This is a genomic window from Candidatus Bandiella numerosa (genome assembly GCF_029981845.1).
Taxonomy (GTDB): Bacteria; Pseudomonadota; Alphaproteobacteria; order Rickettsiales; family Midichloriaceae; genus Aquirickettsia; species Aquirickettsia numerosa.
This window is the reverse complement of the sequence record NZ_CP104164.1, coordinates 1,290,153-1,304,275: the sequence shown is the minus strand read 5'-3', so window position 1 is coordinate 1,304,275 and position 14,123 is coordinate 1,290,153. Positions and strand designations below refer to the sequence as shown.

The window sequence follows — 14,123 nt, the reverse complement described above, 5'->3', positions numbered from 1 at the left end:
CGCTAAATATGGGTATATAAATACTTAAGTTTTAGCGTAGAATATGAAAAATTGTTTGCATTGTAATCAACCGGTTATAACAAATGAAAAATTTTGTTGTGTTGGTTGTAAAAGTGCAAATTATCTTATTAATACATTACATCTGAAAGATTATTATAAGTATTGTAGAAACATTTACAATACATCTCCCCCGAAGGCTTCGGGATTTGAGAATAAAATTAATTTTATTGATGAAGTGATCCATGGTAAGCAAGGAGAGTTCACAATTCATTTGTTGGTTGATGGTATTGTATGTGGTTCTTGTGTATGGTTAATTGAAAATTCACTGCAATCGCTAGACTATGTCAGCTCGGTGAAATTTTCGCTTTCTACTAGGAGGTTGGAAATTGTATGGAAAGGTGAGGTGATAAATGTGAATGAGATAACAAATTTGGTTCTAAATTTAGGGTATCAAATTTCACCCTATGATATTAAATTATTAGATGGCCAAGAGACACTTAAAGAAAAAGAATTATTGAAAGCCATTGCCGTTTCAGGGTTTGCATCAGCTCAAATTATGGCTTTTGCATTTGCAGTGTGGATTGGTAACTATAATCACAGTATGGGAGAATATCTTAGATATATATTTCATATAGTATCAGGTGTTATTGGAATACCATCCATAATATATTCTTCTAGAATTTTTATGATTTCCTCATATAAAGCTTTAAGAAATGGCAGAACAAATATTGATGTTCCTATTTCAATTAGTATCATAGCAACGCTTTTAATCAGTGTTCAGGAAACCATAAGAATGAGCGAATATGTTTATTACGATGCTTCAGCAAGTTTGACATTTTTATTGCTTGTTGGGAGATATCTGGACTTAAAAGCAAGAAATAATGCAAAATCTAATATAAGAAACATTATGTTTCAGCAGCCGAGCGTTGCAAATATAATAAAAGATGGTGGCATAATAAGTGTATCTGCAAAATCAGTAAAGCAAAATGATTTAGTGTTAGTTAGGGCGGGGGAAAAATTTCCTGTAGATGGAGTGGTAGTGGAAGGTGAAAGCGAAGTGGACAACAGCATAATATCTGGTGAAAGCAATTCAATAATCACAAAGAAGGATTGTTTAGTTTATGCAGGGACGATTAATCTCAATAATACTCTAAAAATAAAAGCCAAAAATGCAGGTGAAAAAACCACATTATCTGAAATAGTTAGGCTTGTAGAAAATATTGAAAAAAATAAATCAAAATTTGTTAAAATTGCAGATAAATTATCCCAGTATTTTACTCCAGCTATTATATTTCTGGCACTTATCACATTCATTATTTGGTTAAAAACTGGCGTGATAAATGCTACGTTAAATGCTGTTACACTTTTAATTATCACATGTCCTTGTGCTGTTGGTCTTGCAGTTCCCATGGTTCAGATCATAGCTTTTTCTAAGTTGATAAAACAGGGTATATTTATTAAAAAGTCAGATTTTTTAGAACGGGCTAATTTGGTTGATACGATTGTTTTTGATAAAACAGGGACATTGACGCATGGTGAACCTATGTTATTAAATTTTGATGAATTTAATGATCAAGAAAAGTTGTTTATAGCATCTATGGCTTCAAAGAGTGCACATATTTTATGTAAGGCTATTGTGAAAAATTACAAAGCTCCAATTTTAGATTTGGACATAAAAGAAATAAAAGGAAGAGGGGTATATACAAAATATCAAAATAGTGAAATTTGGTTAGGTAATAAACTGTGGTGTAATGTAGGAGATCAGAAAAATGAGGATAATTATTTAGAGGTTTGGTTCAAAAAAGGTAATGACATACCAAAAAGGCTAATTTTTAAAGATAAACTTAGAAGTGAGGCTAAGCAGGTTGTGCAATCTTTGCAATCAAAATATGAGGTATTTTTACTTTCAGGAGATAAAAAATATAATGTAAAGAAGGTAGCTGAAGAGTTAGATATCAAAAATTATTTTGGTGAAAAAAATTATGAGCAAAAGTACCATTTCATACAGGAGCTGTCAGAGTGTGGAAAGAAAGTGTTAATGATAGGAGATGGTCTTAATGATTCTGTTGCATTAAAAGGCTCATATGCATCAATTTCACCTAAAACTTCCATTGCAATTTCCCAGGATGTATCGGATGCAATTTATAATGGAAATTTACTAAGTATTTTAATGATATTTAAAGCCTCAAAATTAAACGTCAAATTAATAAAACAAAATTTTACTTTGTCTATAATTTATAACTGTCTAGCAGTCCCATTAGCGATGATGGGTAAGGTCAATCCGATAATTGCTGCTATTTTTATGTCAATTTCCTCTCTGACAGTAATACTTAATTCCCTCAGATTTAGAATCAAACAAGATTAGCCTAATTTCTGTTATTAAAGCTTAAAATAAATTCTGTACCAACCCCCTTTTTGCTTTCACATATAATGTCTCCATGCATTTTGAGCATTGCCTGTTTGCAAAAATTAAGTCCTACTCCATAGCCATCAGTTGTAATGTTTTTTTGAAATAATAGCTTCATAATTTTGTTATCGATTCCGTGACCATTATCCTTTATATGCAACTGATTTTTCTTGATGTATATTTCTATTTCTGCCTCATGGCCAGCATATTTTAATGCATTTTTAAGCAAATTAAATATTATATGGCGTACCAATGTTGGTGAGCCAGTAAATTTAAAATCTCCATCTTTTTTACTAATATATTTAATTCTTTGTTTGCTATCTTTAGTCATTTGAAAATTATTTAGTGCTTCAATTATACACATATCTAATGAATAAGTGCCCCAATCCTTAGGTTTAACATTATTATCCACTTTTATGCTACTTAACATTATATCGATATCTTGTATCGCTTGCGCATTACACTGCTCTAAATTATCAACATAATCAGAGATTAATTCAAATTTTTTATTTTTTAGGGCATTTTTGATTAGATGACTTATTGTTATTCCAATCGTCAGTGGTGCGCTAACATCATGGGCCAGGGATCGACCTAAAATTTCAAGAGAATGTTGCTTTATTTTTTCCTCTCTAAACTTAGAGTATACAATAAATATTAATACTATTAATAATAGGATTGAGGAGTACAGTGGGAAAAATACAGTATCCATTTGAATATTAAGTATAGTTTCTGATTGGGATAACAATTTACATGCTAAAATGAGCATAACAGCCATTAGTGTACCGATAATTATTAAAATCCAAGCATAATATAGATTAGTTAATACGAATAATCCGATTGCTGAGATGCAGTAATTTAATCCCCAGATAATTGTGTAATTACTCGCAAAGAGCATGTAGGCACTTGTTAGGGGGAAAGCTAGTAGTAAAAGTAAATGCCACAATAAAATAGGATGTTTGTCAGCGTTTAACAGCTCGTGCAAGATTAATAATACACTTAAAAATAATGTAGCATATCGCAATAATTGTGTGATAATATTGGCAATATCAGTAAATGAGGAATAACCGAATATAAGTACCGGGATGTTAATGAACATAATTAACAGCGATATAATGTATAATAACGATTTGTTAAAAGTTATTTTATGTTGAATATCAATGATGTTGTTAAGAGCATCACTGATATATTGTCTTAAATTAATTTTAAACACTTCATTTTTTGATACTTCAATAATACCTTTTTTAATTTGGTATTGATGGGCTATATAAAAGCCCAATCCACTTCCAAAAACTCCAATCATCGAACTTTCAATATCGAATTCACCAGTGTAATATCTACCAATTAAAACAAAAATTAGAGCAATAGTTGTAGAAAATATAAAAGTAAACTCTGTGGTTTTTACCCTTTTTAACGCTAAGAGTAATGGAACAAATAGCACAGGAAAATTAAAGTTGTTTACAAGCCATATTAACTCTAAAATTTGTTTGCTAATTAACGCAATTGTTACCGCGCAGACAGCTACTAATAAAGAAGATAATTTAGCTATTAACACTAGCTGTTTATCACTTGGTTTGTTAAGAAATGGTTTAATAATATCTTTGGCAATAATTGAACTTGAAGTATTAATCCACGAATCTGCAGATGATTGAATTACTGCTAAAAGTCCAACTATAATTAATCCCTTTAGACCATCCGTTAATGAATAGTCGATAAAATAGTAAAATGATAAATTACTATCTATATCTGGAAATTCAGATTTTACGATCAGGCCTATTATACATACTGAAAATGTTAATAAGAAGGCGCATAAAAATATAACCCTTAGTGAGTTTTTTATTTGCTTTGAATCCCTTGCTATCAATAATCTTTGGCAATAGGATGCCTCAATAAAAGGCATCAAGAATAATAGAACCAGACTTGTGATGTATCTGATATTATCAAATGTGAAATCTACCTGTTTGTGAGTTTCTGGAATTTTACTGATAATGGCATAGTAACCTCCAGATTTAAAATAAGCATAGCCACAAGCTATTGGGATTATAAAAAAGAAAATTAAAAATTGAAATATATCTGTTATAATCACAGATCTTACTCCACCAAGTGATGAATATAATGTTACTACTCCTATCCCAATAAATGCACCTACCTCGTATGAAAGGCCAAGAAAATGTTGGAATAAATATGCAATAGCGGTTGTTTGAACGCTTAGTACTGCTATTGAAAATAGGATCGAGGATATTGCTGTTACATACTTACCACTTGTTTTATATGCTGATTCCATTATATCAACTACGGAGATTGAATTTTTAAAATATTTAAGATTTTTGCTGAAGTACATGCTTGTTGTGATCCAAACTAGTGGTTGTATAAAAAACGGCAATATGAAAAGTAAACCTTGTTCATAAACTTTACCTGTTTTTCCTAATATATATTGTGCAGAAATGTATGTAGCAAACATTGTTGCCACAATTGCAAAGGTGCTGAAATTTCTATCGCCTACAGTATACTGTTCAATATTTTTAATCTTCTTAGCTTGCAATAAACCCAATACGGTAATAAACAAAAGATAAAATACAATTACGACTAGGTCTATATGATGTAATTTTCCCATAATTTTTTAGTTATTTAAACAAGTATTAGTAGCAAATCAAAATTTTAAATAAAATGCAAATACTTTTCGTGATAAAGTTGATTTATGTAATTTATTAATATTCCTAATTAAGGTTGGAAATTGATGGTTATTTTTGTTTAGTCATTTTGATAGATATTAGGAAAAGCGTGATAATTTTAAATATTTTAACTTTTGTAATAAGCTGATTGTGTTAGGGAAGTAAATAAATAAAAAAGTTAAATTATTATAAAAAAATTATTGAATAATTGTTGAAATGAGGTGCATCTTGGGTTGAAAAATTCTTATAAAAACGAAAGAAGTGACTTATTGTATGTTGAAAATAGTATCTATAAGTAAAAAAATACTAATTTATCTATCAAGTTATTTTAGGTAATTGGTATAGACATTAAAAATTGATGTATATAGGTGCATGATCAGATGGTCTATTCCATCCTCTTGTCTCAGTAAGTACTCCAGATCTTGCTATCTTATCGGCTACTGCTGGAGAGACTAAAATGTGATCAATTCTCATACCTTTATTATGTTGCCAACTACCAGCTCTATAATCCCACCAACTAAATTGTTGGACATTATTATTAAATTCTCTAAATGTATCTATAAACCCGATTTCTAACAGTTTTCTAAAGCATTTTCGTTCTTCTATATTAAACAATAACTTCCCTTCTGCTCGTTTCGGATCGTAAACATCGATTGCCTCAGGTGCCACATTAAAATCACCGCCAATTATTATGTTTTTTTCATATTTCATTAAGTATTCTAATCTGGCATGTAATTTTTGAAAAAAATCTAATTTATAGGCGAATTTTTCCGATCCCACTTCAGAGCCATTAGGTATGTAGACTGAGATAATTTTATAGCATATTTTTTCTATAACTATTGTGTTTTCTATATATCTAGCTTCCTGATTTTCTCCCATTCCTTCTAGTTTTGCAATAATATCTTCTGGTGGATACTTACTTAAAATAGCAACACCATTGTATGTTTTTTGTCCAAAAATTGTAATATTATATCCTAAATCACTCAATTCTTGATAAGGGAATTTTTCCTTGGTGCACTTTATTTCCTGCAAAAGTATTACCTTTGGATTATGCTCTTTTATTACATTAACAAGATGATCAAATCTAGAAAATATCGAATTTACATTCCAACAAATAATCATTAAACCTCTGATTAGTGGCTCCCCGGGCCGGATTCGAACCAGCGACCGAACGGTTAACAGCCGTTTGCTCTACCACTGAGCTACCGAGGAATGACATATAAAGTTATATATAATAGTATTTTAAAAAAGTCTAGGGAGAATTTTATTTTTTGAAGTACACATTGCAACTTTATGGGATTTTATAATTTTAAATATGGAGCAGATTTTTTGTTATAGAACATATATTTGTCCTGATATTTTTATAAACCTCTTCCAGCACCTTTGTGACCTGATGATTTTAGTTTGTCAACAAAACTTTCCTTGTTTGAATCAAGGTCCTGTATTTCTTTTTTGGAAAAATTATTTTCATATTGTGCTCCATCATATTCTCTAGCTACTTCTATGCCCCTTGTAATGACATTGCTAAGAAAATTTTCCAAACTTGTTTCTCCAGCTATTCTTTCAGGATTCAGAATTTTGTATGCTTCATACATAATTTGTTGATATCTTATTTTCTTCTGTTCTTCTGATAACTCCTCTTCTTTTTCTTCTTCCAGTTCTTTATCCTTATCCTTTTTCTTTGATTTAGTTATACCCAGTGCTTTTTCCAAAAATTGTATTAATGATAAATCCATATTTGGATTATTTTGATTCAATATCAAGTATTCTAATAATTTGGCAAGAATGCCTTTATGCTTTGTTATATCTTCGGAAATAATAGAACCATCTGAAGCATTAGCTTGAAGTTTTCTTGCTATCTCAATCGCTTCAGCAAGTACCCTTGGATCTAGGTCTTCAATTTTCCTAGTATCATTGTATTCCTGCATAAGGTAGATACTTAATAAGTTCACTTACTAAAACCCTACACTAATTTTTGTAAAATTTACAATTTTTTTGCATTTTTACCATATATTAATTTGCTTATGATATATAACTTAAGCTAATAGGATTATATTCATAATAAAATTCCACTGAAGTAAGTAGGAAAAGTGTTAAATATGGTCTATTTTTCTATAAAACTTTCAATAAAATATCCTCAATCCAGCATCCTTTAATACCTATCTTAATTCCAAGATACCTCTTTGAGCACCTCATCATTTAAAACTTGTTAGAAGTGCATTTTTGATATAAATACTGATATATTGATTTTTCAAAAGGATTTAAAATTAATAAACACGTCAATGATGAAAAAATTTGCGATATTTGCCTTTAGCATCAGTCTTTTGCTACAAGTAAATTGTATTGAATCAAATGCATCAGATGAACCTAAGCACCCAATACAAATGAAATGGTCGTTTGATGGAATGACTGGTAAATTTGATAAACAATCTATTCAAAGAGGCTTTAAGGTATATAAAGAAGTTTGTTCTGCATGTCATTCAATTAAAAGAGTTGCCTTCAGAAACTTAATGGAGATTGGATTTAGTGAAGAGGAAATAAAGACCTTAGCTTCTGAATATGAAGTAAATGATGGGCCAAATGATGAAGGAGAGATGTTCGAAAGACCAGCCAGGTTATCAGATATCATACCAGGACCATATCCAAATGAAAAAGCTGCAAGAGCTGCTAATAATGGAGCATACCCCTTAGATTTATCGCTGATCATTAAGGCAAGGCATGATGGGGCTAATTACGTGTATTCGTTATTGACTGGATATAGTAATCCACCTTCAGGTTTTGAGCTGGGAGAAAATATGTATTATAATCCATATTTTATGGCAGGAGGGGAGCAATTAGCTATGACTCCGCCACTTCATACTGAAGGGCAAGTAGAATTTGATGATGGAACTAAAGCCACTGTTGATCAAATGGCTAAAGATATAGTGAATTTTTTGCAATGGGTTGCTGAACCTGAAATGCAAGAATCAAAATCGTTAGGTATAAAAGTTTTGATATTCTTATCATTTTTTACAATACTATTTTATATTGCTAAAAAAAGAATTTGGAAAAGAATTGAATAAATATGCAAATTTTTAAAAATATATATTTTTCCATTCAACTATTACTCATCCTGGTTAAAAGCAATATAGGTGTGTATCTATTTTTATTGAAAATAAGTGAAGATGCTTCAAAAAGGTCTAAAATAAAAGGTGAAATAGGAAATAAATTGGCAAAAATTTTGCCAAAACTGGGCCCTGCTTTTATAAAATTAGGGCAGGTGATGTCGACTAGATCGGATGTACTGGGCGAAGAAATTACAGCAAAATTAGCAAAATTACAAGATAAGCTCCCAGCATTTAGTTTTAATGAAGTAAAGAAAATATTTAAATCGGAATTTAATTTAAATATTGAAGATGCGTTTTCTTCCTTTGATGATCAAAGTATTGCTGCTGCTTCTATAGCGCAGGTTCATAAAGCTGTAACAAAAAAAGGTGAAGTTGTTGCTGTTAAAATTCTAAGACCAAAAATTAAAAAAAAATACTTAAATAATTTAAATTTTATTCAATCAGCATCATCTGTATTAAATATATTTTTTAAAAATAAAAAAAAAATCAAGATCAATGAAATAATCAATACCCTAAAAAAGGCCTCAGAAATTGAATTAGATTTAAGGCTTGAGGGAGCGGCGGCAAATAAAATTAAGGAAAATTGCAAAAGAGATTTGGGTATATATATTCCAAAAATACATTGGTCGCTAACTGCAAAAAATATCTTAACCTCAGAATGGATAGATGGTGTGTCAATTGGCGATAAACAAGAATTGATAAATGCAAAACATAATTTAGAAGAAATAACCAAAAAATTAGCTGTAACATTTTTTAATCAAGCGTGTAGAGATGGATTTTTTCATGCTGATATACATCCCGGAAACATAATAATAATGAAAAATGGTGATATAGCTCTAGTAGATTTTGGAATAGTTTGTTATTTAGATTATGAGTTAAAGACATTTGTAGCTGAGGTAGTTTATGGATTTCTAAACAAGGAATATGAGAAAATAAAAGATTTACATTTCAAAACAGGATTTGTTCCAAAAGATCAATCAGAATACAAATTTGAATTAGCATGCATAAGTATTGGAGAGCCAATTATTGGGAAATCATTGGAAGAAATGTCTCTTGGTAGGTTATTAAAACAATTATTTGAAATTAGTAGAAAATTTTCAGTTAAAATTCATCCTGAATTACTATTATTGCATAAAACAATTTTGACAATTGAGGGGACTAGTTACAATCTTAACCCTGAAATTAATATGTGGAAATTAGCAAGTCCATGGATAAAAAATTGGGCAAAAGAGAATTTAGGAAGAAAGGGCAAAATTTTAAAATTAAAAAAGCAACAAGAGAAATTTATTAGCAAAATTAAGGAGATGATAGATATTAAAAGTACTAAGGAAAAAGATAACGATAGTTCTTTAGATATCTTAAAATTTTCGCTTATTATGTTAATTGTTAATGCTATTTTATTTTTAGGTTTGTTTTATGATAAATTTTTATCATAAATTCATAATTAGCTTGCAGTTATAATGGTTTTGTGCAATATTTGTGAACTTTAAATATTTAACAACTATTGGAGCATAAATGAGATTTTATGAATGCACTCTCATAATAAGACAGGATTTGCCAGCTCAAGATGTACACAAGCTTGCTGACAAATATAAGGATTTAGTGGAAAAGATGAACGGTAAGGTGGTTAAAAAAGAGTATTGGGGACTTAGAAGTTTGGCCTATGAAATAAAGAAAAATAAGAAAGGCCATTACATTTTTCTAGGGCTTAATGCATCACCTGAAGTAGTGAATAAGATTGAAAATGATTTTAAAGTCAGTGAAGATATAATAAAATTTTTAACAATTAAGGTCGACAGCATTGATGATAGACCTACGTTAATGATGCAAACACCAAGTGAAACAAAAGATTGATTGCAATGACAATGGAAAATTTAATACCTAATACGCTACTGTTCAATAGAACTTCATCAACCCAAAAGAAACAATCGTGTCCACTAGAGGATGTTAATAATAGCTTAATCAACTACAAAAATGTAGAGCTTTTGAAAAAGCATATTTCAGAAAAGGGTAAGATAATACCATCTAGAATATCAAATATTTCGCCAAAAAAACAGAGGTTGCTCAGAAAAGCTATCCAAACAGCAAGGCATCTTTCTTTGTTGCCATATACAGTTTTATAATCGGTTTAGGAATTTATTATGAAAGTACTGCTACTAGAAAAAATTAAAAGGCTTGGTAATATAGGAGACCTAGTCGATGTTAAAGATGGTTATGCTAGAAATTATCTTTTTACACGTAAAAAAGCTCTTAGATTTACAAAGGAAAATCAAGAGAAGTTTGAAGCAGAAAAAGAGATAATTGAAAAAGCTAATGCTAAAAAAAGTGAGTTGGCTACAAAGAGCAGTAAGCTACTTGATGGAAAGACATTAGTGGTAATTAGGCAAGCTGGAGATGATGGAAAGCTATATGGTTCGGTAACTAATAAAGATATTACAAATATTTTAAAATCGGAATTTCAAGTGGAAGTTTCGTTAGAAAGTATTGTTTTAGGTGAAAAAATTAAAGAAATTGGTTTTCATGATATAACAGTTGAATTGCATGCAGAAGTTGATGCTAAAATGAGATTGGTAGTGGCTAGATCAAAAGAAGAAGCGAAAAATTCATTGGAAGCTGAAAAAAAACGAACCAAAGAGATAAATGCAGATGATAGTGAATCTGATAATAAAACTGAGGCAACGTCTAAAAAAAATATAGAACAAAATTGATATAGATTTATGGCGCGGATTACTATTGAGGATTGTAATGAATATGTGGCAAATAGGTTTGAGTTGATTCTTGTTGCTGCACAAAGAGGAAAAGAGTTGAATCATGGTGCTGTTGCACAGATTGATAATGTTAAAAAAGATAAAGAAGCTATTGTCGCATTGAGAGAGATTGCAGCAGGACTTTTAAATATTGAGAATTTGGAAAAATCAATTGTCAAAAAAACTTTCACTGACGGTGATAGTAGGATGCAGTCAAATACTAATAAAAAAACTTTTGACCAGATTAATGAAGAGGTTTTAGCTGAGATAGAGTCATTAAAAGAATCACAGGGGCCTCAGAGTGAGCAATTATTTAAAAATGAGGAAGATATACAGGAATAGTGAAAGATTATTTTCAACACTATGTATTTTTTGCTTATCTTAGTTTTATAATAATAACATTAGTTTTTTTGTTATTCCCTTTGATTAAGTTGTATTTTACTAAACAATTAAAAAAAGGTGATGAAGTTAAAAAATAGGTTTTTGACTCAAAGAATTATAGTGATTTTTTTCTTTTTCATTGTAACCTCAGTAGGTTTGGCAATATTATTATATACCTTTAATAATAATATTGTATTATATAAAACTCCCTCCACTGTATTAAATGATGCATATATTGAAGGCAATATAAAACCTATTAGAGTAGGCGGTGTTGTAAAAGAAAAAAGTATAAAATATATTAATGATGTTGTAGAATTCGTGATTCATGATGATAAACGAGAAATGAAAGCGATATATAAGGGAGTGGTGCCAAGCCTTTTTAAGGAAGGGCAAAATGTTATAATATATGGTAAATTTAATAGAAATGAGGGGCAATTTGAGGCAAAAGAATTGCTTGCTAAGCATGATGAAAATTACATTCCTGATAATTATAAAAACAAAATAAATAACTTGAAATGAGGAAGTTACTATATTCAATTTCATTTATATCTATCATATCAATGATTTTTATTACTTATCCTGAAATTGATATTGAATTTTCTAAATTATTTTTTTCGGAAAGTAAGCGCAAATTTTATTTTGCTAATAATTTTATCCTAAAATTTATTGCCAATTCCGCATATTTTTTAGCATTTTTATTACTTGCATATAACTCTATATTGATCCTACTAGCCTTTATAAAAACTAAATCATTTAATTTTAAAAGTTTTAAATCGCAAATAATAGTATTGCTAGTGTTTTTTATAGGCTCCTTAATGATAGTGCAAATTTATTCAAAGCATCATTTTGGAAGAGCAAGACCTGCAAATATTAGAGAATTCAATGGTGATTTAATTTTTTCACCAGCATTTAAAGTTTCAAAGCAATGTAAATTCAATTGTTCATTTGTATCTTTTCACACTTCTATAGGTATGCTTTTTTTGATATATTCCCTAGAACAAGTTGGTAAAAGAAGGAGATTTATGATATTAGGCGCTTCTATTTTTACTGTAATACTCGGTTTTATAAGGATTATACAAGGCAAACATTTTTTGAGTGATGTTATTATTTCTGCTTGTTTTATGATTATAACATATTACTTTATTTTGGTACTTTTTGAAGCATGCAGTAGTAAAAAATATAAATTATCAATTTATAATATAGGTATTGATTAATTAAATTGAAAAATGCAAAAAGTACTGTTACAATTTTTGACAACGTAAAATTATAATATGTCGGATCCAGACCCCTTACCCATATCATCTTCAGAAGAGTTTTTAATAGATATATCCGTCAAATCGTCAAATTGGACATCAGTGAATTTCAGTGTGCATGAGCACTGTAAAAAAGTTATGAAAGCTGTTGTTGTTAATGTTTTAGGTGGAGGTTATGAAAATAAATCAGTCGAGATATCGTTGTTATTAGCAGATGATGAAAGACTTCATAATTTGAATAAAGAATTTAGAAATAAGGACAGTACAACAAATGTATTGTCATTTCCTTTCTATAAGATTCAAAAAGATACTATAAATAGTGTTTTAGATTCTAATAACTATATGTTTTTAGGTGATATAGCAATTAGTTTTGAGAGAATAATGAGCGAAAGTATGGAGCAGGAAAAGACTTTTGAGGAATATTTTTCCCATATACTAATTCATGGATTATTACATCTGTTTGGATATGATCACATTTTAGATGAAGAAGCAGAGATTATGGAAAAATTAGAAATTAAAATAATGAATGAAGTAGGCTATAAGTATAAACCTATTGAATTTAATGACCAGATGGTTTCGCAAAATCTTTAAATCTCTTAAGGTAGAAAAAATTTAATTTTTATCATTGACAGATAGTTTATTTAATCTATTTCTCATTGCAAGAATGAGCTCAATCAATATATCAACTTATGAGCAATAACCAGTTAAGCATACTAACCTCAGGAAAAGTTATAAAGATTTTTAATGAATTTGATGAAAAATTGAAAAATATTATTGTAAACCATGTAGATATAAATATAGGCGATTTTAAATATCTATTAAATTTGGTTGAACATCCATTAATTGGCTTTATGAATGTAGAATTAGTTGCTGTAGAATCAAATAATACTAAAATAATTGAATTTTTAATAGAAAGTGGAATCGATATACAGACACTTTATTGTACGATAAAAGATAGTAATTTTGAAAAATGACTAATAATGCTCAACAAATTGTTATCAATGCAGTAACAACAAGTCATGAAAAATTATCAATCATTAATTATCAAATGTTCTTTGATATTTATAGTTCTTTCAAAGGTGAAATACCAAAAGCTATTTATGATTCTTTAGTCATTATAAATAGATCTATTGTAATTGAAGGATTAAGTGTGAAAAAGTTGTTTTTGATATCAAGATACTTGGATGGAGATTCATATAAAAAATTATTTAAAGCGGCAAACGGAAAAAAGTAGTAACTATAGTTTAGGAAGTAATGACTATAGTTTAAATGGTATTTTCAATATGGTTTATGAGCATATGTTCTATTGTTGTAATAAAAACAGTAATACTCAAAAAAAAATTAATCATGAAAATATAAAAAGCAAAGATTATACGCAGGTTCAATTGGAGGAAATGGTATATAAATTATTTAATAATAATCTAACTAAATTTCACTATTTGTTTTATTGGATGAGTGATGAAGATGTGGATGAAATAATAGATGGGATTAATTTAAATATTTGGGCCAGGAAGATGATTTGAATCTTTTACTGTTTTAAATGCATCCATTTTAAACCA

The 14,123-nt window shown here is 29.3% G+C and carries 16 protein-coding genes and 1 tRNA gene; 13 read left to right on the top strand and 4 right to left on the bottom strand.

Annotated elements, in window-relative coordinates; all coding sequences use genetic code 11:
* The first annotated feature begins 43 nt into the window (after positions 1–43).
* Positions 44–2,365, top strand: a complete 2,322-nt coding sequence (locus N3Z17_RS06225; RefSeq protein ID WP_282471852.1) for a heavy metal translocating P-type ATPase — start codon at positions 44–46, stop codon at positions 2,363–2,365.
* A 1-nt stretch (position 2,366) separates the two neighbouring features.
* On the opposite strand, the gene N3Z17_RS06220 is transcribed toward N3Z17_RS06225, so the two are convergent.
* The 4 genes from N3Z17_RS06220 to N3Z17_RS06205 form a co-directional block, all read right to left on the bottom strand.
* A complete protein-coding gene (locus tag N3Z17_RS06220) occupies positions 2,367–5,018 on the bottom strand; it encodes a sodium:solute symporter family transporter (protein WP_282471851.1) in 2,652 nt (883 codons plus the stop codon).
* 406 nt (positions 5,019–5,424) lie between these two features.
* Positions 5,425–6,198: an exodeoxyribonuclease III gene (gene xth, locus N3Z17_RS06215; protein WP_282471850.1), complete on the bottom strand. Its 774-nt coding sequence runs from the start codon at positions 6,196–6,198 to the stop codon at positions 5,425–5,427.
* Positions 6,199–6,213: 15 nt separating this feature from the next.
* A tRNA-Asn gene (locus N3Z17_RS06210) sits at positions 6,214–6,288 on the bottom strand.
* Positions 6,289–6,437: 149 nt separating this feature from the next.
* Positions 6,438–7,004, bottom strand: a complete 567-nt coding sequence (locus N3Z17_RS06205) for a DUF5394 family protein (protein ID WP_282471849.1) — start codon at positions 7,002–7,004, stop codon at positions 6,438–6,440.
* A gap of 354 nt (positions 7,005–7,358) precedes the next feature.
* Here N3Z17_RS06205 and N3Z17_RS06200 point away from each other — a divergent pair, with 354 nt between their 5' ends.
* The 12 genes from N3Z17_RS06200 to N3Z17_RS06145 all read left to right on the top strand — a co-directional run bounded on the left by N3Z17_RS06200 (position 7,359) and on the right by N3Z17_RS06145 (position 14,087).
* Positions 7,359–8,138, top strand: a complete 780-nt coding sequence (locus tag N3Z17_RS06200; protein WP_282471848.1) for a cytochrome c1 — start codon at positions 7,359–7,361, stop codon at positions 8,136–8,138.
* A gap of 2 nt (positions 8,139–8,140) precedes the next feature.
* Positions 8,141–9,619: an AarF/UbiB family protein gene (locus tag N3Z17_RS06195; protein WP_282471847.1), complete on the top strand. Its 1,479-nt coding sequence runs from the start codon at positions 8,141–8,143 to the stop codon at positions 9,617–9,619.
* A gap of 79 nt (positions 9,620–9,698) precedes the next feature.
* Complete coding sequence (gene rpsF, locus N3Z17_RS06190; RefSeq protein WP_282471846.1) at positions 9,699–10,037, top strand: 30S ribosomal protein S6; 339 nt, start codon at positions 9,699–9,701, stop codon at positions 10,035–10,037.
* Positions 10,038–10,048: 11 nt separating this feature from the next.
* Positions 10,049–10,306, top strand: coding sequence for a 30S ribosomal protein S18 (gene rpsR / locus N3Z17_RS06185; RefSeq protein WP_236869744.1), 258 nt, complete (start codon positions 10,049–10,051; stop codon positions 10,304–10,306).
* 18 nt (positions 10,307–10,324) lie between these two features.
* Positions 10,325–10,891, top strand: a complete 567-nt coding sequence (gene rplI / locus N3Z17_RS06180) for a 50S ribosomal protein L9 (RefSeq protein WP_282471845.1) — start codon at positions 10,325–10,327, stop codon at positions 10,889–10,891.
* A gap of 9 nt (positions 10,892–10,900) precedes the next feature.
* Entirely contained in the window at positions 10,901–11,272 is a 372-nt protein-coding gene (gene rpoZ / locus N3Z17_RS06175; RefSeq protein WP_282471844.1) for a DNA-directed RNA polymerase subunit omega, read from the top strand.
* 120 nt (positions 11,273–11,392) lie between these two features.
* Positions 11,393–11,830 (top strand): cytochrome c maturation protein CcmE, encoded by a 438-nt coding sequence (locus N3Z17_RS06170; protein WP_282471843.1) that lies wholly within the window; start codon positions 11,393–11,395, stop codon positions 11,828–11,830.
* The gene (locus N3Z17_RS06165) at positions 11,827–12,525 is read left to right on the top strand and encodes a phosphatase PAP2 family protein (protein WP_282471842.1); all 699 of its coding nucleotides are present in this window, start codon (positions 11,827–11,829) and stop codon (positions 12,523–12,525) included. Before N3Z17_RS06170 ends, N3Z17_RS06165 begins: the two co-directional genes overlap by 4 nt.
* A 57-nt stretch (positions 12,526–12,582) precedes the next feature.
* The gene (gene ybeY, locus N3Z17_RS06160; RefSeq protein WP_282471841.1) at positions 12,583–13,155 is read left to right on the top strand and encodes an rRNA maturation RNase YbeY; all 573 of its coding nucleotides are present in this window, start codon (positions 12,583–12,585) and stop codon (positions 13,153–13,155) included.
* A 98-nt stretch (positions 13,156–13,253) separates the two neighbouring features.
* Entirely contained in the window at positions 13,254–13,538 is a 285-nt protein-coding gene (locus N3Z17_RS06155; RefSeq protein WP_282471840.1) for a hypothetical protein, read from the top strand.
* Positions 13,535–13,798: a hypothetical protein gene (locus tag N3Z17_RS06150; RefSeq protein WP_282471839.1), complete on the top strand. Its 264-nt coding sequence runs from the start codon at positions 13,535–13,537 to the stop codon at positions 13,796–13,798. Before N3Z17_RS06155 ends, N3Z17_RS06150 begins: the two co-directional genes overlap by 4 nt.
* A complete protein-coding gene (locus N3Z17_RS06145) occupies positions 13,749–14,087 on the top strand; it encodes a hypothetical protein (RefSeq protein WP_282471838.1) in 339 nt (112 codons plus the stop codon). Before N3Z17_RS06150 ends, N3Z17_RS06145 begins: the two co-directional genes overlap by 50 nt.
* Positions 14,088–14,123 lie beyond the last annotated feature (36 nt).